Source organism: Sulfitobacter alexandrii (genome assembly GCF_001886735.1).
Classification (GTDB): domain Bacteria; phylum Pseudomonadota; class Alphaproteobacteria; order Rhodobacterales; family Rhodobacteraceae; genus Sulfitobacter; species Sulfitobacter alexandrii.
On the sequence record NZ_CP018076.1, the window covers coordinates 2,982,359 to 3,003,230 of the forward strand.

Below are 20,872 nucleotides of genomic sequence, written 5' to 3' on the forward strand. Positions count from 1 at the left end.
TCTAGATGCTGCTGGCACCGGTATCGGCCGCGCCGACCAGCGTCCTGAAATGGTGGAACAGCTCGCGCCCCTGCCCAAAGCCGTTGGCCGCAAGGTCCGCGGTCACGCAGGGGCGGTCCAGCACCCCCTCGGTCACGATGTCGATCCGGCCCTTCGCCGCGTCCACGCGCAGCACGTCGCCGTCCTGCAACTTGGCGATGGCGCCGCCGTCGACGGCCTCGGGGCAGACGTGGATCGCGCTCAGGACCTTGCCGGAGGCACCGGACATGCGCCCGTCCGTCACCAGCGCCACCTTCAGGCCGCGCGCCTGCAGGTTCGCCAGCACCGGGGTCAGGCTGTGCAGTTCCGGCATCCCGTTGGCCTTGGGCCCCTGAAAGCGGACGACGACGATCACGTCCTCCTCGAACTCCCCTGCCTGATAGGCCGCCTTGACCGAATCCTGGTCATGGAACACCCGCACCGGGGCCTCGATCACATGATGCTCCGGCTTCACCGCCGAAACCTTGCAGACGGCGGCCCCCAGCAACCCGTCCATCCGCTGCAGCCCTCCGGTCGGCTGGAAAGGATCGCTGACCGGGCGCAGGATGCGGTCGTTCTGGCTCTCGCCCGCGCCGTCCTCCCACGTCAGCTCGCCGTCCTTCAGCCGCGGCTCGCGGGTATAAAGGCCAAGCCCCTGCCCCATGATCGTCGTCACTTCTTCGTGCAACAGACCCGCCGACAGCAACTGCCCGATCATGAACCCGAGCCCCCCGGCCGCGTGGAAATGATTCACGTCCGCGAGCCCGTTGGGATAGACCCGCGCCAGCAGCGGTGTCACGTCGGCCAGGTCCGAGAAATCCTGCCAGTCGAGGATGATCCCCCCTGCCCGCGCCATCGCGACAAGGTGGATCAGCAGGTTGGTGGAGCCCCCCGTCGCGTGCAGCCCCACGATGCCGTTCACGAAAGCCTTCTCGTCCAGCACCTGGCTTGTGGGGATATACTCGTTGCCCAGATGACTGATCGACAGGGCCCGCCGCGCCCCCGCATCGGTCAGCGCGTCGCGCAACGGCGTGTTGGGATTGACGAAGCTGGAACCGGGCAGATGCAGCCCCATGAACTCCATCAGCATCTGGTTGGTGTTCGCGGTGCCGTAGAAGGTGCAGGTCCCCGGCCCGTGATAGGCGGCCATCTCCGCCTGCATCAGGACCGCGCGATCGACCTCACCGGCGGCGAATTTCTGGCGCACCTCCGCCTTTTCGTCGTTGGAAATGCCCGAGGTCATCGGCCCGGCAGGCAGGAAAACGGCGGGCAGATGCCCGAACACCTGCGCCGCGATCACGAGGCCCGGCACGATCTTATCGCAGACGCCGAGGTAGACGGTGGTGTCGAAGGTGTTGTGGCTGAGCGCGACACCGGCGGCCATCGCGATCACGTCGCGCGAGAACAGGCTCAGCTCCATGCCCGGTGTGCCCTGGGTCACGCCATCGCACATGGCGGGCACACCGCCTGCGACCTGCGCCGTGCCGCCCGCGGCGCGGGCGGCGTTGCGGATCAGTTCGGGAAAGCGTTCGAACGGCTGATGCGCGGACAGCATGTCGTTGTAGGCGGTGACGATCCCGATGTTGCCCGCCGACTGCGTCGCAAGGGCGTCCTGGTCCTGTCCCGCCCCGGCATAGGCATGGGCCTGTCCGCTGCACGATAGATGCGCGCGGGCCGGTCCCTCCTGCGCGGCCCGTGCCATCCGGTCCAGATAGGCGGCGCGCCCCTCGGCGCTGCGGGCGACGATGCGGTCGGTCACGCGGGCGACGGTCTGGTTCAGCATGGGTTCCTCCATCGATTCGGCTCGGGCGACGGTACCGTGCGGCGCCGGCCCTGACACCGTTAGCGCTAACAACGCCGGAAGTCCAGCGTCCGGGTTGTCCTGTCACCTCCTAAGGCATCCCGATGGCCGCACCGCCGGGGGCGTTACAAAAGTTTCGTCAAAACGACACACACGTGCAAGCCTGCGCTGACAGATGATGCCTCGAACATTGGGGGCACCATGCTGAAACTGACCGACCTGACCAAATCCTTTGGCCCGAATGTCGCGGTAAAGTCCGCGAACCTCGATATCGACCGGCCGTGCATGATCGGGATCATCGGCCGCTCGGGCGCTGGCAAGTCCACGCTGCTGCGCATGCTGAACCGGCTCACCGATGCCACGTCGGGCCAGATCACCTTCGAAGGCGACGACATCACCGCGCTGACCGGCAAGGCCCGGCGCGACTGGCAGTCGCGCTGCGCGATGATCTTCCAGCAGTTCAACCTCGTGCCCCGCATGGACGTGGTGTCGAACGTGCTGCACGGCACGCTCAACCGCCGCTCCACCCTCGCCAGCATGTTCAGCATCTACCCGACCTCGGACGTGCATCGCGCCATCGACATCCTCGACCGGCTGGGGATCGCCGAACACGCCACCAAGCGGGCCGAGGCGCTGTCGGGCGGCCAACAGCAGCGTGTCGCCATCGCACGGGCGCTGATGCAGGATCCCCGGATCATCCTCGCGGACGAACCCATCGCATCGCTCGACCCGATGAACGCCCAGATCGTGATGCAAAGCCTGCGCCGCATCCACGAAGAGGACGGCCGCACCATCATCGCCAACCTGCACACCCTCGACACCGCGCGCCGCTACTGCGACCGCGTGGTGGGGATGCGCGACGGCAAGATCGTCTTCGACGGCCTGCCCGAACAACTGACCACCGCGATGGCCCGCGAGATCTACGGGGCCGACGCCTCCTTTTCCGAAGCGGCGACCTCGACCTCGATCGAAACCCTCGACCACGCACTCGCCTGAAAACCCAACCCGCACCGGCAGGACCGGGCGGCGCATCCAACCAACCGGAGAAAACACATGAACAAGTTTTTCGCAGCGGCACTCGCCACCACGGCCCTGAGCACGGGCGCCCTTGCCCAGACCAACGGGATCGACGAATTCCGCATCGGCATCCTCGGCGGCGAGAACGCGCAGGACCGGCTGAACAGCTACCAGTGCCTTGCCGACTACACGTCCGAGGAACTGGGCGTGGAAACCAAGCTCTTCGCCCCCGCAGACTACAACGGCGTGATCCAGGGCCTGCTGGGCGGCACGCTGGACATGGCATGGATGGGCGCCTCGGGTTACGCCGCCGTCTACATCCAGGACCCCGAAGCGGTCGAACCCGTGCTGGTCAAGATCAACCTCGACGGCTCCTACGGCTACCATTCCATCGGGTTCGCCCGCAAGGACAGCGGCATCACCTCGCTGGAAGACATGCAGGGCAAGGTCTTCGGCTTCGGCGACCCGAACTCCACCTCCGGCTACCTGATCCCCTCCATCGAGATCCCGCAGGCCGGTGAAGGCATCACCATGAACTCCGGCGACTACTTCGGCGAGGTCAAGTTCACCGGCGGTCACGAGCAGACCATCGTCGCGGTTGCCAACGGCGACATCGACGGCGGCGTGACCTGGGCCGACGGCCAGGGCAACTGGGAAGACGGCTACAACTCCGGCGCCCTGCGCAAGGCCGTGGACGCGGGCCTGGTGGACATGAACGACCTCGTGGAAATCTGGCGGTCGAAGCCGATCCCGGAAGGCCCCGTCGTGCTGCGCAAGGATCTCCCGCAAGAGGTCAAGGCCAAGATGACCGCGCTGGTCGACAACCTTTATGAAACCGACCCCGACTGCGCCTACGGCGTGGCGGCGGGCGAGAGCCTGGGCTTCGATCCGATCACCCACGACGCCTACGTGTCGATCGTCGAAGCCCGCAAGGCCGAATCGAATTGATCAAAGTCATTTAAGTCGCGCTGCAGGCCCCGGTGTCATGTCGGGGCCTGCAATTTTTTGAAAGGGGTGGGCATGGCCGATACGACACAGGATATCCGCGGGCAGTATCTTGCCGCGATGCGTCAGAAGCGCGTCATGAACATGGTGTTGCTGATCCTGTTCGTGGCCCTGATGGTTGCCGGCTTTGCCACGGCGGACGCACGCAACGCCGGTGGCTTCTGGGACGGATGGCGCAATATCCTCGACTTTCCGGCCGACGTGATCGGCGAGGCGCTGTCCCGCGCGCACCTGCTGCCGGGCTATTTCCTGAAATACCTGCCCTCCCTCGTCGAGACCATCAACATCGCCGCCGCGGCCACGTTGCTGGGCGCCCTGCTGGCCCTCTTCGCCGCGCTGCTGGCGACCCGTGGCCTTGCCCCGCGAACGTGGATCGTCGCGCCCGTCCGCCGGGTGCTGGACATCCTGCGCGCCGTGCCCGAAATCGTCATCGCCCTGATCCTGATCTTCCTTCTGGGCGGCGGACCCGTGCCCGCCATGATCGCCATCTGCCTGCATACCATCGGGGCTTTGGGCAAACTGTTCTCCGAGGTGAACGAGAACGCGTCGCTCAAGCCGGTCGAGGGGCTCGCGTCGGTCGGGGCGTCGTGGATGCAGCGGATGATGCTGGGCGTGGTGCCGCAGGTCGCGCCCAACTACCTCAGCTACGCGCTGCTGCGGTTCGAGATCAACATCCGCGCCTCCGCGATCCTCGGCTTCGTCGGCGCGGGCGGCATCGGCTACGACCTGCGCAACACCATGTCCTGGGGGCAGGGCAAGTTCGACGAGGCGGCGGCGATCTTCCTGCTGCTGTTCGGCGCCATCGTGATCGTCGATCAACTCTCCAGCTATGCCCGCAACCGCCTGACCCACGGCAAGGCCTACAAGGACAAGGGAGCCATCCTGTGACGACCGCCAGCCTCACCCTGCAAGCCGACAAACTGATCGCCCGCAAGCGTCTCGCTGCATGCGCCGCCCCCGCGCTGATCGCTGTCTATCTGGTCTATGTCTTCTTCGCCTTCGACGTGCCCGGCCTGCGCGACCGGGTCAGCGTGGACAACATGAACACGCTGCTGCGCGACGTCTACAGCTACAAGACGCACGTCACGCAGGACAACCGCAACGGCGAGGTCACCATCGCGATCGAGGGCGAGCGCAAGGGCGCCTATCCCGCTGGCGAAAGCCCCGACTGGGTGCGCCTCGGCCCCGCCTCCACCGTCGATCTCGGCGGCGGGCACATCGTCACCCTTGGCGACACCGTCCGCTACGACATTCCCGGCTACGGCACCGTGACGGCGCAGCCGGGCCGAACCGGCGTCAACGCGGAACTGCCGCCGGGCGACGTGCCGGAATGGATCAACGCATCCCGCAACCGCGTGGCGATCACCACGGACGCGGGCCGCGTCACCATCACCCGCAACCGGACCGAGGTGTTCCGCTATTTTACCGGGTGGGAACTGTTCTTCTTCACCCTCGACAGCCCGTTTCACGGGATGGGCCTGACGGAGCTGATCGCCACCGGCGACTACGGCGCGATGTGGTCCGACTTCTGGAACAACAAGATGTGGCGGCACGCGGATGTCGCATGGGCGCTGGTCGAAACCATCCTGATGGCGTTTCTCGGCACCTTCGGGGCCGCGATCATCGCGCTGCCCATGGGCTTTCTCGCCGCGCGCAACTTTACCCCGCTCGGGGCGGCACGGTTCACCGCCCGGCGCATCTTCGACTTCCTGCGCGGCGTGGATGGCCTGATATGGACCATCGTACTCAGCCGCGCCTTCGGCCCCGGTCCGCTGACCGGCTCGCTGGCGATCATGCTCACCGACACCGGCACCTTCGGCAAGATCTTCTCCGAAGCGCTGGAGAACGTGGACGACAAGCAGATCGAGGGCATCGCCTCGACCGGGGCGGCCCCGCTGCAACGCTACCGCTTCGGCGTGATCCCGCAGATCACCCCGGTCCTGCTGAGCCAGGTGCTCTATTACCTTGAATCCAACACCCGATCCGCCACCATCATCGGCGCGATCACCGGCGGCGGCATCGGCCTGCTGCTGACGCAGGCGATCATCACCCAGAAGGATTGGGAAGAAGTGACCTACTACATCGTGCTGATCGTGCTGATGGTGATGGCGATGGACAGCCTGTCCGGATGGCTGCGCCGCCGCCTGATTTCCGGCGACGGAGGCGCACACTGATGACCCGCCTGAAACCGCACCTTCCCTTCGTGCATCCCGACTGCGAAATTACCGACAGCACCTTCGGCGCCTACGTCGAGATCGGGCGCGGGTCGCGCGTGGCACACAGCCACCTGGGGGATTATTCCTACTGCGACCGCAACGCCGACATCGCCAACGCGGAGGTCGGCAAGTTCTCCAACATCGCGTCCTGCGTGCGCATCGGCGCCACCGACCATCCGATGGAAAAGGCGAGCCTGCACCACTTCCACTACCGCTCCGCGGATTATTTCGACGACGCCGAACCGGACCACGACTGGTTCGCTCACCGCCGCAGCCGCCGCGCCGTCATCGGCCATGACACATGGCTGGGTCACGGCGCGCAGGTCCGGCCCGAGGTGACCATCGGCCACGGCGCCGTCGTGGCGGGCGGCGCCATCGTGACCCGCGACGTACCCCCCTACATGATCGTCGCGGGGATCCCCGCCGTTCCCCTGCGGGTACGGTTCTCCGACACCATCGCCGACCGCCTGATGGCGCTGGCATGGTGGGACTGGCCGCATGCCCGCCTGCGCGACGCGCTGGAGGACTTCCGCGCGCTTCCGGCCGAGGCCTTCCTGGAAAGGTACGCAGGCTAGAAGCCGATCGTCCCGGCGCGGTCCCGCGCGGCCTGACGCGTCAACCGGGAAGCCCGTCGATCCTCGGGACCGAGGCCAGATCGTCATCCCACGCCGCCCGGCTGGCATGGCAGATGTGCGCGCGGGGCCGCAGCGCGACCGGACTGTCCAGCGACCCGGCGGGCACGACCACGGCACCGCCGTCACCTGTCGCGTACGGCAGGGCGGAGCCGCACTCGGCACAGAAGCTCTTCACGTGCCGCGTGCCGGCCAGACGGAAGACCCTGACCCTGTCCTCGCCGGCCGACCAGCACAGCGTCGCATCCCCGGCGAACAGGTTGGCCGAATGGGCCGACCCGCTATCCTTGCGGCAGCGCGAACAGTGGCAGAGGTAGAGGGCATCCAGGGCCCCCGCCACCGAGAAGCTCACCGCACCGCAGAGGCACTGGCCAAAGACCTGGTCTTTCATTCACGATCCTTCCGAACGACAGGGGCGCGGCCCCGGTGTGATCACTGCAGCATATCGGCCGCCCCCGCGGGGACCAAGCCGATTGATCGGCGGGCCGGGACGCGCCTAGTCGCCCTCCAGCGTCAGGGTGATCCTGTCTCCCGCGAACCACGTGCTGCCGAACTCCACCGGCCTGCCTTCGGAATCCACGTTGACCGACGTGGAAAACAGGACCGGCGCCCCCTCGCGCACCTGAAGGTGCAACGCTTGGGTCGCGGTGGCGAGCTTGGCCTTTAGCCGGGTGGACGCGCGGGTATAGTCAGGCACCCCCGACCGGCGCAGCGCCTCCGTGACGGACCCGACCGCGCCCAGATGCGCCGGCAGGTCGGGCAGGCGCGCCGCCGGGAAAACACTGGTGAAGACGGCGACGGGCAGATCGTCCGCAAGCGACAGCCCCTCGACGACATGCACCTCCGCCCCCTCTTCCAGATCGAGCAGCGTGCGTTCCGTGGGGCTCGCCGCGCGGGTCTGCATCGCGAGAAGGCGCTTGGTCGGCACCCGGCCGGCCGAACTGAGGTTCTGATGAAAGCGGACCCGCTTGCCGATGGGATAATCCGTCGGCACCTGCGTCACGAAAACACCCGCGCCGCGCCGGGCATGGACCACCCCCCGCTCCGCCAGCGCCGCCAGCGCATGACGGACAGTGTGCCTGTTGACGCCAAACCGCGCGGCCAGCGCCGCCTCCGTCGGCAGCTTGTCACCCGGCCCGTACTGGCCGTCGGCGATCTCAGCCCCAAGGGTGTCGGCAATGGACCGCCAGATCGGGGTGCGGGGCATGTGTCACCAAAGTTTCATGGTTGCAGGGCTTGTCTCGAAGCGGCGAATCCGCCATGATTTGTCTAGTTGTATAGCAAGTTAGACAAATCCACAAGGTGTCTAGATGACCGCGACACAAGACCGGACCACGGATCGGCAAGGCTGGATGAGCCTGCTTGCCAAATGCGACCCGACCGAACTGGACAGCGCCTGGCGCAGGCTCGACCGGGGCTTCGACCACCAGGTGCTGCGCGCGCCCGAGATCGGCAGCGTCATGGTCCGGGGACGGGCGGGTGCCGTCGGCGCCGCCTTCAACCTCGGCGAAGTCACGGTGACGCGCTGTTCGGTGCGCCTCTCGACCGGTGAGGACGGCCACGCCTACGTGCAGGGCCGCGACCGGACCAAGGCGCTGCGTGCGGCCTTGCTGGACGCCGCGATGCAGACCGGCGCCGCGGCCGACATCCGCGAGAAGGTGCTGGACCCGCTGGCCGCCGCCGCCCGCGAACGCCGGACGGCGCGCGCCGCCAAGGCCGCCGCGACCAAGGTCGATTTCTTCACCATGGCGCGGGGGGAGGACTGATGCAGACCCAGGCCCTGACCGGCGGTTTCGCCGACGCCCCCATCGAGGCTGCGACCGCGTTTCGCACCATCATGCAGGTGATGGCCCGCCCCGGCGAGATCGCGTCCATCGGGGGCGCCGTGCCGCCCGCGCCGCTCTCCGTCGCGGCGGGGACGCTGCTGCTGACGCTCTGCGACCCTGACACGCCGGTCCATCTTCCGCCGGGTCACGACAGCCAGGCGATCCGCGACTGGATCACCTTCCACACCGGGGCCCCCCTTGCCGACCCGGACGGCGCCGCCTTCGCGCTGGGAACATGGGACGCGCTGGCCCCGCAGACCTTCCCCCTCGGCACGCCGGAATATCCCGACCGCTCCACCACGCTGATCGTGGAGCTGCCCGCGCTCGCCCCCGAGGGCGCCACCCTCCGCGGCCCCGGGATACGTGACACCGCGCGCCTGTCCCTGCCGGAAACGGAAAGGTTCGCGCGGAACGCCGCCCTGTTTCCGCTGGGCAACGACTTCTTCTTCACCGCCGGGCCGCATATCGCCGCGCTGCCCCGCAGCACGAGGGTTTCCTGATGTACGTCGCCGTCAAGGGAGGCGAACACGCCATCGACAACGCGCACGCCTGGCTCGCCGAGGAGCGCCGCGGAGACCCGCAGGTGGCCGAACTCTCCGTCGCGCAGATCCGCGAGCAGCTGAAACTGGCGGTGAACCGGGTGATGGCGGAGGGATCGCTCTTCGATCCGGACCTCGCGGCGCTGGCGATCAAGCAGTCGCGCGGCGACCTGATCGAAGCCATCTTCCTGATCCGGGCCTACCGCACGACCCTGCCCCGCTTCGGCGCGACCCGCGGCATGGACACCGGCAGCATGCACTGCGACCGCCGGGTCTCGGCCACCTTCAAGGACGCCCCCGGAGGACAGCTGCTGGGGCCCACGTTCGATTACACGCACCGCCTGCTCGATTTCACGCTGGCCGCAGAGGGCGCGCCGCCCCCCGCGCCGCGCAAGACGGCGGATCCGGCATCCGTGCCCCACATCATGGGGTTTCTCGACCGGGAAAATCTCGTCCAGGACGAACCCGCGGGATCGGCGGAGCCGGCGGACCTGACCCGCACGCCGCTGGAACTTCCCGCTGAACGGTCCTTGCGCCTGCAGGCGCTGGCGCGCGGCGACGAAGGCTTCATCCTCGGCATGGCCTATTCCACCCAGCGCGGCTACGCCCGGAACCACGCTTTCGTCGCGGAACTGCGCATCGGCACGCTGGCCGTGGAAATGGAACTGCCGGAACTGGGCTTCACCGTCGAGGTCGCCGAGATCGAGATCACGGAATGCGAGACGGTGAACCAGTTCAAGGGATCGAAGACCGAACCGCCCCAGTTCACCCGCGGTTACGGCCTCGCCTTCGGCATGTCCGAACGCAGGGCGATCTCGATGGCGCTGGTGGACCGCGCGCTGCGCTGGAAGGAACTGGGCGAAGACGACACGGGAGCCCCGACCCAGGACGAGGAATTCGTCCTCAGCCACTCCGACAACATACAGGCAACCGGCTTTCTGGAGCACATAAAGCTGCCGCACTACGTGGACTTCCAGTCCGAGCTGGAACTGATCAGGAAGCTGCGGCGCGACGCCACCGGCGCCGGGAAGGATGCCGCGGAATGACCTGCGCAAAGCCCCCCTCGCCCCCGGCCCCTCTCCCCTCGGGGAGAGGGGAGATCCGCCCGGAGATTCGCGGACGGTATCATCTCCACGCGGTGCGTCCGGAACGACGGCGAGCCCCCTCTCCCCAAGGGGAGAGGGGGTTGGGGGTGAGGGGGCGCCGTCCGCGGGCAGATTTGGCATGCAGGATTAACGCGTCGTTCATCAAGCCGACGGCAAGCTCGCGCCATGTCCGGAAAACCCGCTCATATCCGCAAGGCCCGGGCGCAACGGCGCTGGATGACGCGGGCGGAAGACGTCCTGTGGCAGGCGTTGCGCAACCGTCAGGTGGCGGGTCTCAAGTTCCGTCGCAAGGCCCCCATCGCCGGGCTGGTCGTCGACTTCTTCTGTCCCGCGGCACGCCTCGTGATCGAGATCACCGGACCGGGGCAGCATGCGGTGCTGCTGGCGCGCCGGGATGCCGGCCTGCAGGCGTCGGGATATGGCGTCCTGCGCCTGTCGCGCGAACGGGTCACGTCCGACCTGGATCGCGTCCTGGCAGAGATCGGGGCCATCGGCGGGCGCAGGATCTGACCGGGTCTTGCTTCTGCGCGATTGCCGCACCTCAAGAGACGACCCCCAGTGGAAAGGAGCCGCGCGTGCCATGACCGACGCTGCCTACAATTTCGCCTACCTCGACGAACAGACCAAGCGCATGATCCGGCGCGCCATCCTCAAGGGCCTCGCGATCCCGGGATACCAGGTGCCGTTCGCGAGCCGGGAAATGCCGATGCCCTACGGCTGGGGCACCGGAGGGGTGCAGGTCACCGCGGCCGTACTGGTCCCCGGCGATACGCTCAAGGTCATCGACCAGGGCGCCGACGACACAACCAACGCCGTGTCCATCCGGCGGTTCTTCGAACGGACGGCGGGTGTCGCCGCGACCGAACGGACCGCGGAGGCCACGGTGATCCAGACCCGCCACCGGATCCCCGAAGTCCCGCTGCGCGAGGACCAGGTCCTCGTCTACCAGGTGCCCATCCCCGAACCGCTCCGGTTCCTGGAGCCGTCCGAGGTCGAGACCCGCAAGATGCACAGCCTCGAGGAATACGGATTGATGCACGTCAAGCTCTACGAGGACATCAGCCAGCACGGCGCGATCGCGACGTCCTACGCCTATCCGGTCCGTGTCGAGGACCGCTACGTGATGGATCCCTCGCCGATCCCCAAGTTCGACAATCCGAAGCTGACCATGGACGCGATCCAGCTCTTCGGTGCGGGACGCGAGCAGCGGATCTATGCCCTGCCGCCCCACACCCGCGTGACCAGCCTCGATTTCGAGGATTTCCCCTTCGAGGCGAGCAAGGCGGATCATGCCTGCGACCTCTGCGGGGCCGTGGACAGCTATCTCGACGAGTTGATCGTCGACGACAGCGGCGGACGGCTCTTCATGTGTTCGGACACGGATTACTGCGGGTCGCGGCGCGCGGCGGGCCACGTCGGCGCAAAAGGATCGTCCCCGAAGGAGGACGCGGCATGACCCCCCTGCTCCAGGTCGATTCCCTGTCGAAAAGCTACGGTCGCCGGATCGGCTGCCGCGATGTCTCCTTCGATCTCTACCCCGGCGAGGTGATGGGGATCGTCGGGGAAAGCGGATCGGGCAAGTCCACGCTGCTCAACTGCCTGGCCGGGCACCAGGCCCCCGACCGTGGCGCGGTGCGTTTCGACACCCGTGCCGGGGACCTGCGCGATACCGTCACCATGACCGAACCGGAGCGGCGGATGCTGGGGCGCACCGACTGGGCCTTCGTGCATCAGCACGCGCGCGACGGGTTGCGGATGAACGTCAGCGCCGGGGGCAACGTGGGCGAGCGGCTGATGGCCGTCGGGGCACGGCACTACGGCGACATCCGGGCCAACGCGGCCGACTGGCTGGGGCGTGTGGAGATTGCCGAAGACCGGATCGACGACCGGCCCAGCGCCTTTTCGGGCGGCATGCAGCAGCGCCTCCAGATCGCCCGCAACCTCGTCACCGGGCCCCGGCTGGTGTTCATGGACGAACCGACCGGCGGACTGGACGTGAGCGTGCAGGCCCGGCTGCTCGACCTCCTGCGTGGCCTTGTGCGCGAGATGGGTCTCAGCGCGATCATCGTGACCCACGATCTTGCCGTGGTCCGGCTGCTTGCCGATCGGCTGATGGTGATGAAGGACGGTCACGTCGTCGAAACCGGGCTCACCGATCAGGTGCTGGACGACCCGCAGCACGGCTATACGCAGCTGCTGGTGTCTTCCGTGCTTCAGGTATGACCGGCACCCCTTTTCCAAAGAACAGGCTGTTTCCATGATTCACGTCGAAAATCTCTGCAAGTCCTTCACGCTCCACAACCAGGGCGGCACCGTCATCCCGGTGATGGAGAACGCGGCCCTTTCGGTTGCCGCCGGGGAATGTGTCGGGCTGATCGGCGCATCCGGCGCGGGAAAGTCGACGCTGATGCGCATGCTCTACGGCAACTACCTCGCCGCCTCCGGCAGCATCCGGATCGGCGAGGTGGACGTGGCGCGGGCGGCGCCGCGCGACATTCTCGCCCTGCGCCGCGACACCCTCGGCTACGTCAGCCAGTTCCTGCGGGTCGTGCCGCGGGTGCCGACGCTCGACGTGGTGGCGGAACCGCTGCTGCGGACCGGGCATGACACCGGGGCGGCGCGTGCCCGCGCGGGCGACCTTCTGGCCCGGCTGAACATACCCCAACGGCTCTGGCGGCTGAGCCCCACGACCTTTTCGGGGGGCGAGCAGCAGCGCGTGAACATCGCCCGCGGCTTTGCCCATGCCTTTCCCGTGCTTCTGCTGGACGAACCGACGGCGAGCCTTGATGCGGCCAACCGGGAAACCGTCCTCGCGCTGATCGAAGAGGCCAAGGCCCGCGGCGCGGCCATCGTCGGCATCTTCCACGACGAGGCGGCGCGCGCCAGGGTCTGCGACCGCGAGGTGGACGTGACCCGCTTCACCCCGGGGCTGTCGTGACGGAGGGCCGGTTCATCGCCGTGGTGGGGCCGTCCGGGGTCGGCAAGGATTCCGTGATGGCCGGGATGGTGGCGCGCGTGCCCGCGCTGGTCGCGGTGCGCCGGGTCATCACCCGGCCCCCCGGCGCCGGGGGCGAGGTGTTCGAACCCGAGGACGACGCGGGTTTCGAACGCCGCCGCGCGCAGGGCGATTTCGTGCTTCACTGGCAGGCCCACGGGCTGCGCTACGGGATTCCGGCCGGGACCACCGCGCTGACGGCGCAGGGCCGCGACGTGCTGGCCAACCTCTCGCGGTCCGTCCTGGCCGAGGCCCATCGCCGGTTTCCGCGCCTGACCGTCCTGTCGCTCACCGCCGATCCCGAGGTTCTGGAAACACGGCTTCACGCCCGCCGGCGCGAGACGCCCGCCCAGATCGGGTCGCGGCTGGCACGGGCGGACGTCGCGCTGCCCCCCGGCATCGATGTCGTGTCGATCGACAACTCGGGCCTGCTGGAAGATACGGTCACCCGCGCGCTTGCCGCGCTCTACCCGGTGAGGGCGTAGTCTTGGAGGGTTTCGAACATCCCGTCGTGCCGTTCCCCGACGAGCGTCAGGCCATCCAGCACGAAGGGCGCCGGCAGGCAGTCCTCGAAATGCGCGGTGGCCACGGGGCGCACCGTGTCGGGCCGCGCCACCCGTCCCGTCAGCGTCATGTGAAACCGGAACAGGTCCAGCACGTGGGGATAGCCCCAGTCACGCAGGTTGCGCTCCTGCTCGGGCGACAGGGGGCTGGCCCGGCGTCGCGCCAGTTCCTCGGCCGTGGCGGGCGCGCGATAGCCGTCCAGCTGCATCACGGCCTCGCTGGCGAGGTCGTTCAGCGCCTGCTGGTCGCCCGTGGGCGTCAGCGCCAAGAACCGGCCCAGAGTGCTGACCTGCAAACCGTCCAGCGTGACCGGCGCGAACTGCGCGCAGAACCGGGCCACCGCCTGGGACAGATCCGCCACGTCGGTGCCGGCCGCGAGGGTGAAGGGCGGCTTGATCGTGGCATGGAACCCGTACTTGCGCGGCGTTGCCGTGAGGGTGGCCAAATCTTCGCCCGGCAGGTCGGGCTGGTCCACGCTCCGGCCCGAGGCGATGTCCCACCCGAGCCATGCGGCGCCCCTGTCCGCCAGCGCGCCGCGGGGCGTGTAATAGACCGCATACCGTTTGAACATGAACCCATCCTTTTCACCTGTACGGCGAGCCGTGCCATCCGGATATGACGTTGCTATGACACAAGAGACCGTTTTCACGAATGCCCGCATCGTCCTGCCGACCGAAGTGGTGCGCGGCACGCTGGTGACAAGGGACGGATGGATCGCCGATATCTCCCACGGGTCCAGCGCCGTGCCCGGGGCCATGGACTGCGCGGGTGATTACCTCTGCCCCGGCCTGATCGAATTGCATACCGACAACCTCGAACGGCACATGGCCCCCCGCCCCAAGGTGGACTGGCCCCATCGCGCCGCCATCCTCGCCCACGACCGCGAGCTGGCGGGCACCGGCATCACCACCGTGTTCGACGCGATCCGGGTCGGGTCCATCATCTCCGACGGCAACCGGCGGTACGGCAAGTACGCCCGCCAGATGGCGGACGAGATCCTCGGCATGCGCGCCGCCGGCGTGCTCAAGATCAGCCACCACATCCACCTCAGGGCCGAGATCTGCTCGGAAACGCTGGTCGAGGAAATGGCGGAGTTCGGCCCCGCCGACAAGATCGGGATCGTGTCGCTGATGGACCATACGCCCGGCCAGCGCCAGTTCCGCGACCTCGACAAGTTCCGCGACTACGTCTGTGGCAAGCACGGCATGTCCGCCGAAGGCTTCGACGCCTACCGCGATTTCCTCTACGGGTTGCAGGCCCGGCTGGGCGATGCCCACGAGGCAGCGGCGGTCGCCGCCGCGCACCGCTACGGCGCGACACTGGCCAGCCACGACGACACGACGACCGGCCAGGTGGACAAGAGTCACGCGCAGGGCGTCAGCATCGCCGAATTTCCCACCACCCTCGAAGCGGCGGAGACCTGCCACGACCACGGCATCGCCACGATCATGGGCGCGCCGAACCTCGTGCGTGGCGGGTCGCACTCGGGCAACGTGGCCGCCCGCACGCTGGCCGAGGCCGACCGGCTGGACATCCTGTCATCGGACTACGTTCCGGCAGCCCTGATGCAGGGCGCGCTGATCCTCGATGAACTCTGGGGCGACCTGCCCCGTGCGATTGCGACCGTCACCGCGACCCCGGCGGCCCATGTCGGGCTGCAGGACCGCGGCGCGCTGACACTGGGCAAACGCGCCGACATCGTGCGGTTCACGACGCTTGAGCGTTACCCGGTCGTCAAATCCGTCTGGGTCCGGGGCGTCCGGGTGTCCTGACTGCCCCTGCCGTCCCTGCAATCGGCCGCCGCCGCATCCGGCCCGCACGCCACCCGGCAAACCAAGACGCTTCCGAGGGCGAATTTCCGACTATTTCAATAAGCATTATTGCATCCGCCGCGACTTGTGTTATCTGATCAAAAAAGTAGGAATTAATCGGCAGGAGATTTCGATGCCCAAAACCGCACGTTTCACCCCCATCGCCCTGACGGCGGCAATGGTCGCCGGCGCGGCCGTCGCTGAAGGGGATGTGAACCTCTATTCGTCCCGCCACTACGACACGGATGAACGGCTCTACTCCGACTTCACGGAACAGACCGGCATCACCATCAACCGGATCGAAGGCAACGCGGACGAACTGATCGCGCGGATGCAGGCCGAAGGCGCCAATTCCCCCGCCGACATCCTGCTCACGGTCGATACCTCGCGCCTGCAACGGGCCAAGGACGCCGGCGTGCTGCAATCCATCGACAGCGACGTTCTGGAAGAGCGGATTCCCTCCAACCTTCAGGACAACGACAACCAGTGGTTCGGTTTTTCCCAGCGCGCGCGGATCATCTTCTACGACAAGGACGAGGTGAGCGAGCCGCCGATGGACTACCTGTCGCTGGCTGACCCCAAGTACAAGGGCATGGTCTGCCACCGGTCGTCCACCAACGTCTACGGTCAGACCCTGCTTTCCGCCATCATCGAAAATCACGGCGAGGAAGCGGCACGTGAATGGGCGGCCGGCGTGGTCGCGAACTTCGCCCGTGATCCCGAGGGCGGCGATACCGACCAGCTGCGTGCCCTCGTCTCGGGCGAATGCGACATCGCTGTCGCCAACAGCTACTACTTCGCCCGCGCCCTGCGCACCGACGTCGACGGCCTGTCGGACGAGATCGACCAGATCGGCTGGATCTTTCCGGCACAGGACGCCGAAGGCGCGCACATGAACCTGTCCGGCGGCGGCGTGGCGGCAAACGCGCCAAACCGCGAAAACGCCATCGCCTTTCTCGAATACCTCGCCTCGGATCAGGCGCAGCAGTACTTCTCGGCCGGGAATGACGAATACCCCGCCGTTCCGGGCGTCGCGTTGAGCGAGAGCGTCGGCAAGCTGGGCGAGTTCAAGGCCGATGACGTGGATCTCAGCGCCGTGGCCAAGAACCTGCCCACCGCGCAGAAGATCTTCAACGAAGTCGGCTGGAAGTAAGCCTCCCGCCGCATCCGGCCCGGCCCGGATGCGGCATCGCGCCCTCTGGACTGTCCCGCCTGCGGCGGGCAGTCTTCCGACATCGCGCTCAGACAACGAGGGTCGGACATGCGCCTCATCCCTGTATTCCTCGCGGCCCTCTTGGCCATTCCGGCACCCGCCCCGGCGGACACCGATGCCGGCGGAATCGCGCGGATGCAGGCCGCCGACATCGTCATCCTCGGCGAAGTGCACGACAACGCGGACCATCACGCCGGACAGGCCCGTCTGATCGCGGAGATCGCGCCCAAAGTCGTGGTGTTCGAGATGCTGACACCCGGGCAGGCCGCGCAGGTCAACGCGGACGACCGAGCGGATCTGGACGGGCTGGCGGACCGGATCGGCTGGGCCGCGTCGGGCTGGCCCGACTTCCCGCTCTACCGCCCGGTCTTTGCCGCCCTCGGCGAAACGCCGGTCGTGGGCGCCGCCCTGCCCCGTGATCGGGTCCGGGCCGCATTCGACACCGGCGCCGCGACGGTGTTCGGCCCCGACGCCGGGCGCTTCGGACTCGACACGCCACTGCCCCCCGAGGAACAGGAAACCCGCGCCGCCCTGCAATTCGCCGCCCACTGCGAGGCGATGCCGATGCACCTGATGGCCGGCATGGTCGAGGCGCAACGTCTGCGGGACGCGCATTTCTCCGCCGTCACGCTCGAAGCACTTGCCACCTACGGCGCACCGGTGGTCGTGATCGCGGGCACGGGGCACGCGCGAAAGGACTGGGGCATGCCCGCGCTGATCGCACGGGCCGCACCCGACACCGTGGTCCACGCCGTCGGTTTCGCGGAACGCCCCGCGCCCGACACCGACCCCCGCTTCGACACCACCATCGTCACCGACCCCGCTGACCGGCCAGACCCCTGCACCGCGTTCGCAAACTGAAGGAACCGCCATGTACATCGCCATGAACCGCTTCACCGTGCCGCTGGAAAACGCCGAGGCGTTCGAGGCGCTCTGGCTGGGGCGCGACAGCCACCTCAAGGAGATGGAGGGTTTCGTCGAATTCCACATGCTGCGCGGGCCGGAGCAGGACGGCAAGGTGCTGTTCGCCTCCCATACCGTCTGGCGCTCTGAGGAGGCCTTTCGCGCCTGGACCCGCAGCGAGGCGTTCCGCGCATCGCACAAGGGCGCCGGCGGCACCGCCAAGCTGCACGAAGGCACACCGGTGTTCGAAGGGTTCTCGACCATCCAGCACATCGCCTGACCTGCCCGCGGATTGCGTCTTTCGCGGGCGGACCGCGGGCAAAATGACACCGATGCCCGGTGACGCGGGCCGCCGGATATTGCCAGCGGCAGCCTAATGTGTGACTAGGTTGCGCGTTATTGGCTGAAAGATAATTTGATGAAGATCGCTGTTTTCGGAATTGGATACGTGGGGCTGTCGAACGCGGTCCTGCTGGCCCAGCACAACACCGTCACGGCCGTGGACCTGTCGACCGACCGTGTGGCGCAACTGAACGCCCGCACCTCACCGATCGAGGACGTCGAACTGGAACACTGGCTGGCGACCAAGACCCTGAACCTCGAGGCGACGACCGACGGCGCCGCCGCCTGCCGCGATGCAAGGTTCATCGTGATCGCCACGCCGACGGACTACGACCCGGAAACCAACTTCTTCAACACCTCCTCCGTCGAGGCGGTCATCAAGCTGGCGACCGACACCAACCCCGACGCGACGATCGTGGTGAAATCGACCGTTCCCGTGGGGTTCACCGACCGGGTGCGCAAGCTGTTCGGCACCGAGAACATCATCTTCTGCCCCGAATTCCTGCGCGAGGGGCAGGCGCTGCACGACAACCTCTACCCCTCGCGCATCGTGATCGGCTCGCGCCGCGACGAGGCGAAGGTGTTTGCCAAACTGCTTGTCGACGGGGCGCTGTCGGAAGACGTGCCCGTGCTTTACACCGGCCCCTCCGAAGCGGAATCGATCAAGCTGTTCGCCAACACCTACCTTGCGCTGCGCGTGGCCTTCTTCAACGAACTGGACAGCTACGCGCTGGCCGAGAACATGAACGCCCGCGAGATCATCGAGGGCGTCGGGCTCGATCCGCGCATCGGCACCCACTACAACAACCCCTCCTTCGGCTACGGCGGCTACTGCCTGCCCAAGGACACCAAGCAGCTGCTCGCCAACTTCTCGGCGGTGCCGCAGAACCTGATGCGCGCCGTCGTCGACGCCAACCGCACTCGCAAGGATTTCATCGCCGAGCGTGTGCTGGCGCGCAACCCGCAGGTCGTCGGCATACACCGGCTGGTGATGAAGGCCGGCTCGGACAACTTCCGCCAGAGCTCCGTGCAGGGGGTGATCCGCCGCATCCTTGCAGAGGGGGTCAAGGTGGTGATCTTCGAACCCGCCTACGACCAGGAGACCTTTCTCAATTGCGCCGTGATCCGCGATCTGGAAAGCTTCAAGCGGCAAAGCGACGTGATCGTCGCCAACCGCGCTTCCGATGACCTGTCGGATGTGGGGGACAAGGTTTTCACACGGGACATCTTCGGCCTGAGCTGACACGCCCGGGCGCGGCGTCCACGTAGAGGCCCGCAAGAAGCAGCCCCGGCACGAGCCCGGCCAGCAGCAAGTCGCCGCAGGAACAGCACCAGCGCCGGGAAGGCCAGCAGGAGGATCAGCCGCAGGATATCGACCATCCAGAACGGCGTGACGCCCCGGAAGATCGTGCCGGTCGACACGTCGCCGACAACCCCCTTGAGCACGAAGACGTTCAGTCCCACGGGCGGCGTGATCAGGCTGATTTCGGTCACCACCACGACGATGATGCCGAACCACACCGGATCAAAGAAGATGGGCAGGCCGGATTTGCCCTGCACCAGCGTGTCGCCGGTCGCGGCGTGGTAGAGACCGTGGCTGGCGTCGTGCGCCTCGGCGATGATGGGATTGAAGGCCGCCCGGAACAGGGTCGCGTCCATCTCGTCGGCGATCTGTTCCATGCGCCCCGCCAGCACGGCGAGGGTGATCGGGTCAATCTCGGCCATCGGGGGTCCTTTCGCTTGCACGTGTCTCGGCGATGTCGTTCCACACGTCCTGCCGGGTGATCCTGCCCTGCGTGACCTCGAACCGGTCGATGAAGCGGATGCCGGCGAAGGCCGTTCCGTCGGGCCATTCGCCCTCGAGCGTGCCGCGCGCGTAGACGACCGCCGCCTCGGGGCCGGGCGCCGTGTCGAACCCCGCGTAGCGTTTCGTGACGAAGCGGTAGCGCGGCGCGGCCCAGTCGAGCAGTTCTTCGAGCCGGGTCATCGGCGGCGTGCCGGGAAACACCATGACGAACCCATCGCCCTGCATCGCGCGGGCCTTGTCGAGATCCCGCGCCTCCATCGCCGCGAGGTACGCGCGCACGAGCTCGGCGGGGTCGGGCAGGGCGTCGGCGGGTTTGCGGGGGCTGCCGCCGCGGTAATAGTCGCTGGCGGGCAGATCGTGCATCAGGACGGTCACGGCCTCGGGCGGGGCGGGGACCACCACCCGCACGGCCTGCGTCAGCGCGGTGGCGAGGCGTGACTTCACCTCGGCGGGGTAGCCTTCGATCAGGTGTATCTCGACGACCGGCACGGCATCCCCTCTGGCTGGCGGATCGGGCCTGGCAGGACGCTGCCACGGCGGTGGATTCTGTTGCATTTCAACCTTCCGAACTTTATGTGCATTTTCATGAAAAAGCCAAGCACCCTGCTGGACAAACTGTGGGACGCGCATGAAATCCTCCGGCGGGAGGATGGCACGTCGCTGCTCTGGGTGGATCGGCACCTCGTTCACGAGGGATCGCATCACGCCTTCGCCCGGCTGGCGGAACGGGGCCAGCGGGTGGCGGAGCCGAGGCTGACCTTCGCGGTGGCCGACCACTACGCGCCCACGCGGGGGCGAGACCGTATCGCCGACCCCGACATCGCCCGGATGATCGGTACGCTGGAACGCAACGCGGCGGACCACGGGCTGGAGATCTTCGGCCTGCGCGATCCGCGACAGGGCATCGTGCATGTGGTGGGGCCGGAGCAGGGGCTGACCCTGCCGGGGCTTCAGATCAACTGCGGCGACAGCCATACCTCGACCCACGGGGCTTTCGGCGCGCTGGCCTTCGGGATCGGCGCGACCGAGGTGGCGCATGTGCTGGCCACCCAGACCGTCTGGCAGAAGAAGCCCGCC

At 67.5% G+C, this 20,872-nt stretch carries 23 protein-coding genes and 2 pseudogenes; 19 read left to right on the forward strand and 6 right to left on the reverse strand.

What is annotated here, in order from left to right:
* Position 1: 1 nt before the first annotated feature.
* The gene (gene edd, locus BOO69_RS14615) at positions 2-1,801 is read right to left on the reverse strand and encodes a phosphogluconate dehydratase (RefSeq protein WP_071972842.1); all 1,800 of its coding nucleotides are present in this window, start codon (positions 1,799-1,801) and stop codon (positions 2-4) included.
* 219 nt (positions 1,802-2,020) lie between these two features.
* Between edd and phnC the strand changes: the two genes are divergently transcribed.
* From phnC to BOO69_RS14640, 5 genes are all read left to right on the forward strand, one after another.
* A complete protein-coding gene (gene phnC, locus BOO69_RS14620) occupies positions 2,021-2,815 on the forward strand; it encodes a phosphonate ABC transporter ATP-binding protein (RefSeq protein WP_071972843.1) in 795 nt (264 codons plus the stop codon).
* Positions 2,816-2,872: 57 nt separating this feature from the next.
* On the forward strand, positions 2,873-3,784 hold the full coding sequence (gene phnD / locus BOO69_RS14625; RefSeq protein ID WP_071972844.1) for a phosphonate ABC transporter substrate-binding protein: 912 nt from the start codon (positions 2,873-2,875) through the stop codon (positions 3,782-3,784).
* A gap of 72 nt (positions 3,785-3,856) precedes the next feature.
* A complete protein-coding gene (gene phnE, locus BOO69_RS14630) occupies positions 3,857-4,729 on the forward strand; it encodes a phosphonate ABC transporter, permease protein PhnE (RefSeq protein ID WP_071972845.1) in 873 nt (290 codons plus the stop codon).
* On the forward strand, positions 4,726-6,015 hold the full coding sequence (gene phnE / locus BOO69_RS14635; RefSeq protein ID WP_071972846.1) for a phosphonate ABC transporter, permease protein PhnE: 1,290 nt from the start codon (positions 4,726-4,728) through the stop codon (positions 6,013-6,015). The genes phnE (BOO69_RS14630) and phnE (BOO69_RS14635) overlap by 4 nt, the downstream gene beginning before the upstream one ends.
* Positions 6,015-6,632, forward strand: a complete 618-nt coding sequence (locus BOO69_RS14640) for an LbetaH domain-containing protein (protein WP_071972847.1) — start codon at positions 6,015-6,017, stop codon at positions 6,630-6,632. The genes phnE (BOO69_RS14635) and BOO69_RS14640 overlap by 1 nt, the downstream gene beginning before the upstream one ends.
* A gap of 40 nt (positions 6,633-6,672) precedes the next feature.
* Here BOO69_RS14640 and BOO69_RS14645 read toward each other — a convergent pair whose 3' ends face one another.
* Both BOO69_RS14645 and phnF read right to left on the reverse strand, forming a co-directional pair.
* The gene (locus BOO69_RS14645; protein ID WP_071972848.1) at positions 6,673-7,080 is read right to left on the reverse strand and encodes a GFA family protein; all 408 of its coding nucleotides are present in this window, start codon (positions 7,078-7,080) and stop codon (positions 6,673-6,675) included.
* Between the two features lie 105 nt (positions 7,081-7,185).
* Positions 7,186-7,896: a phosphonate metabolism transcriptional regulator PhnF gene (gene phnF / locus BOO69_RS14650; RefSeq protein WP_071972849.1), complete on the reverse strand. Its 711-nt coding sequence runs from the start codon at positions 7,894-7,896 to the stop codon at positions 7,186-7,188.
* Between the two features lie 103 nt (positions 7,897-7,999).
* Between phnF and phnG the strand changes: the two genes are divergently transcribed.
* The 8 genes from phnG (at position 8,000) to phnN (ending at position 13,640) form a co-directional block, all read left to right on the forward strand.
* Complete coding sequence (phnG, locus tag BOO69_RS14655; protein WP_071972850.1) at positions 8,000-8,455, forward strand: phosphonate C-P lyase system protein PhnG; 456 nt, start codon at positions 8,000-8,002, stop codon at positions 8,453-8,455.
* Positions 8,455-9,015 (forward strand): phosphonate C-P lyase system protein PhnH, encoded by a 561-nt coding sequence (gene phnH / locus BOO69_RS14660; RefSeq protein WP_071972851.1) that lies wholly within the window; start codon positions 8,455-8,457, stop codon positions 9,013-9,015. Before phnG ends, phnH begins: the two co-directional genes overlap by 1 nt.
* On the forward strand, positions 9,015-10,100 hold the full coding sequence (locus BOO69_RS14665) for a carbon-phosphorus lyase complex subunit (protein WP_071972852.1): 1,086 nt from the start codon (positions 9,015-9,017) through the stop codon (positions 10,098-10,100). Before phnH ends, BOO69_RS14665 begins: the two co-directional genes overlap by 1 nt.
* Positions 10,101-10,325: 225 nt before the next feature.
* A complete protein-coding gene (locus tag BOO69_RS14670; protein ID WP_071972853.1) occupies positions 10,326-10,670 on the forward strand; it encodes an endonuclease domain-containing protein in 345 nt (114 codons plus the stop codon).
* A gap of 70 nt (positions 10,671-10,740) precedes the next feature.
* On the forward strand, positions 10,741-11,616 hold the full coding sequence (locus BOO69_RS14675) for an alpha-D-ribose 1-methylphosphonate 5-phosphate C-P-lyase PhnJ (RefSeq protein WP_071972854.1): 876 nt from the start codon (positions 10,741-10,743) through the stop codon (positions 11,614-11,616).
* Complete coding sequence (gene phnK / locus BOO69_RS14680; RefSeq protein WP_071972855.1) at positions 11,613-12,383, forward strand: phosphonate C-P lyase system protein PhnK; 771 nt, start codon at positions 11,613-11,615, stop codon at positions 12,381-12,383. Before BOO69_RS14675 ends, phnK begins: the two co-directional genes overlap by 4 nt.
* Before the next feature lie 34 nt (positions 12,384-12,417).
* Positions 12,418-13,098, forward strand: coding sequence for a phosphonate C-P lyase system protein PhnL (phnL, locus tag BOO69_RS14685; RefSeq protein ID WP_071972856.1), 681 nt, complete (start codon positions 12,418-12,420; stop codon positions 13,096-13,098).
* Positions 13,095-13,640: a phosphonate metabolism protein/1,5-bisphosphokinase (PRPP-forming) PhnN gene (gene phnN / locus BOO69_RS14690; RefSeq protein ID WP_071972857.1), complete on the forward strand. Its 546-nt coding sequence runs from the start codon at positions 13,095-13,097 to the stop codon at positions 13,638-13,640. The genes phnL and phnN overlap by 4 nt, the downstream gene beginning before the upstream one ends.
* Here phnN and BOO69_RS14695 read toward each other — a convergent pair.
* On the reverse strand, positions 13,622-14,290 hold the full coding sequence (locus BOO69_RS14695; RefSeq protein WP_071972858.1) for a DUF1045 domain-containing protein: 669 nt from the start codon (positions 14,288-14,290) through the stop codon (positions 13,622-13,624). The two genes, phnN and BOO69_RS14695, sit on opposite strands and share 19 nt — an antisense overlap.
* A 55-nt stretch (positions 14,291-14,345) precedes the next feature.
* Between BOO69_RS14695 and BOO69_RS14700 the strand changes: the two genes are divergently transcribed.
* The 5 genes and pseudogenes from BOO69_RS14700 to BOO69_RS14720 form a co-directional block, all read left to right on the forward strand.
* Positions 14,346-15,491, forward strand: coding sequence for an alpha-D-ribose 1-methylphosphonate 5-triphosphate diphosphatase (locus BOO69_RS14700; RefSeq protein ID WP_071972859.1), 1,146 nt, complete (start codon positions 14,346-14,348; stop codon positions 15,489-15,491).
* Positions 15,492-15,663: 172 nt separating this feature from the next.
* Positions 15,664-16,683 (forward strand): Fe(3+) ABC transporter substrate-binding protein, encoded by a 1,020-nt coding sequence (locus BOO69_RS14705; protein WP_071972860.1) that lies wholly within the window; start codon positions 15,664-15,666, stop codon positions 16,681-16,683.
* Between the two features lie 108 nt (positions 16,684-16,791).
* Positions 16,792-17,604 (forward strand): ChaN family lipoprotein, encoded by an 813-nt coding sequence (locus BOO69_RS14710; RefSeq protein WP_071972861.1) that lies wholly within the window; start codon positions 16,792-16,794, stop codon positions 17,602-17,604.
* Between the two features lie 10 nt (positions 17,605-17,614).
* On the forward strand, positions 17,615-17,926 hold the full coding sequence (gene hmuQ, locus BOO69_RS14715) for a heme-degrading protein HmuQ (RefSeq protein ID WP_071972862.1): 312 nt from the start codon (positions 17,615-17,617) through the stop codon (positions 17,924-17,926).
* Between the two features lie 138 nt (positions 17,927-18,064).
* A pseudogene (locus BOO69_RS14720) lies at positions 18,065-19,141 on the forward strand (nucleotide sugar dehydrogenase); the annotation flags it as partial.
* Here the strand turns inward: BOO69_RS14720 and BOO69_RS23705 are convergent.
* Together BOO69_RS23705 and BOO69_RS14735 are read right to left on the reverse strand one after the other, a co-directional pair.
* Positions 19,078-19,713, reverse strand: a complete 636-nt coding sequence (locus tag BOO69_RS23705) for a TRAP transporter large permease subunit (protein WP_418361295.1) — start codon at positions 19,711-19,713, stop codon at positions 19,078-19,080. The pseudogene BOO69_RS14720 and the gene BOO69_RS23705 sit on opposite strands and share 64 nt — an antisense overlap.
* Positions 19,700-20,284 carry a tautomerase family protein gene (locus tag BOO69_RS14735; protein ID WP_071972864.1) on the reverse strand — a complete coding sequence of 195 codons (585 nt, stop codon included), beginning with the start codon at positions 20,282-20,284 and terminating at the stop codon, positions 19,700-19,702. Before BOO69_RS14735 ends, BOO69_RS23705 begins: the two co-directional genes overlap by 14 nt.
* A 96-nt stretch (positions 20,285-20,380) precedes the next feature.
* Between BOO69_RS14735 and BOO69_RS14740 the strand changes: the two are divergent.
* Positions 20,381-20,869: pseudogene (locus tag BOO69_RS14740) on the forward strand (aconitase family protein); the annotation flags it as partial.
* Positions 20,870-20,872: the final 3 nt, after the last annotated feature.

Bases quoted from the DNA above. Each gene is read 5' to 3' on its own strand.
- edd (WP_071972842.1), bottom strand. From the start codon at position 1,801: ATGCTGAACCAGACCGTCGCCCGCGTGACCGACCGCATCGTCGCCCGC.
- phnC (WP_071972843.1), top strand. From the start codon at position 2,021: ATGCTGAAACTGACCGACCTGACCAAATCCTTTGGCCCGAATGTCGCG.
- phnD (WP_071972844.1), top strand. From the start codon at position 2,873: ATGAACAAGTTTTTCGCAGCGGCACTCGCCACCACGGCCCTGAGCACG.
- phnE (WP_071972845.1), top strand. From the start codon at position 3,857: ATGGCCGATACGACACAGGATATCCGCGGGCAGTATCTTGCCGCGATG.
- BOO69_RS14640 (WP_071972847.1), top strand. From the start codon at position 6,015: ATGACCCGCCTGAAACCGCACCTTCCCTTCGTGCATCCCGACTGCGAA.
- BOO69_RS14645 (WP_071972848.1), bottom strand. From the start codon at position 7,080: ATGAAAGACCAGGTCTTTGGCCAGTGCCTCTGCGGTGCGGTGAGCTTC.
- phnF (WP_071972849.1), bottom strand. From the start codon at position 7,896: ATGCCCCGCACCCCGATCTGGCGGTCCATTGCCGACACCCTTGGGGCT.
- phnG (WP_071972850.1), top strand. From the start codon at position 8,000: ATGACCGCGACACAAGACCGGACCACGGATCGGCAAGGCTGGATGAGC.
- phnH (WP_071972851.1), top strand. From the start codon at position 8,455: ATGCAGACCCAGGCCCTGACCGGCGGTTTCGCCGACGCCCCCATCGAG.
- BOO69_RS14665 (WP_071972852.1), top strand. From the start codon at position 9,015: ATGTACGTCGCCGTCAAGGGAGGCGAACACGCCATCGACAACGCGCAC.
- BOO69_RS14670 (WP_071972853.1), top strand. From the start codon at position 10,326: ATGTCCGGAAAACCCGCTCATATCCGCAAGGCCCGGGCGCAACGGCGC.
- BOO69_RS14675 (WP_071972854.1), top strand. From the start codon at position 10,741: ATGACCGACGCTGCCTACAATTTCGCCTACCTCGACGAACAGACCAAG.
- phnK (WP_071972855.1), top strand. From the start codon at position 11,613: ATGACCCCCCTGCTCCAGGTCGATTCCCTGTCGAAAAGCTACGGTCGC.
- phnL (WP_071972856.1), top strand. From the start codon at position 12,418: ATGATTCACGTCGAAAATCTCTGCAAGTCCTTCACGCTCCACAACCAG.
- BOO69_RS14695 (WP_071972858.1), bottom strand. From the start codon at position 14,290: ATGTTCAAACGGTATGCGGTCTATTACACGCCCCGCGGCGCGCTGGCG.
- BOO69_RS14700 (WP_071972859.1), top strand. From the start codon at position 14,346: ATGACACAAGAGACCGTTTTCACGAATGCCCGCATCGTCCTGCCGACC.
- BOO69_RS14705 (WP_071972860.1), top strand. From the start codon at position 15,664: ATGCCCAAAACCGCACGTTTCACCCCCATCGCCCTGACGGCGGCAATG.
- BOO69_RS14710 (WP_071972861.1), top strand. From the start codon at position 16,792: ATGCGCCTCATCCCTGTATTCCTCGCGGCCCTCTTGGCCATTCCGGCA.
- hmuQ (WP_071972862.1), top strand. From the start codon at position 17,615: ATGTACATCGCCATGAACCGCTTCACCGTGCCGCTGGAAAACGCCGAG.
- BOO69_RS23705 (WP_418361295.1), bottom strand. From the start codon at position 19,713: ATGGCCGAGATTGACCCGATCACCCTCGCCGTGCTGGCGGGGCGCATG.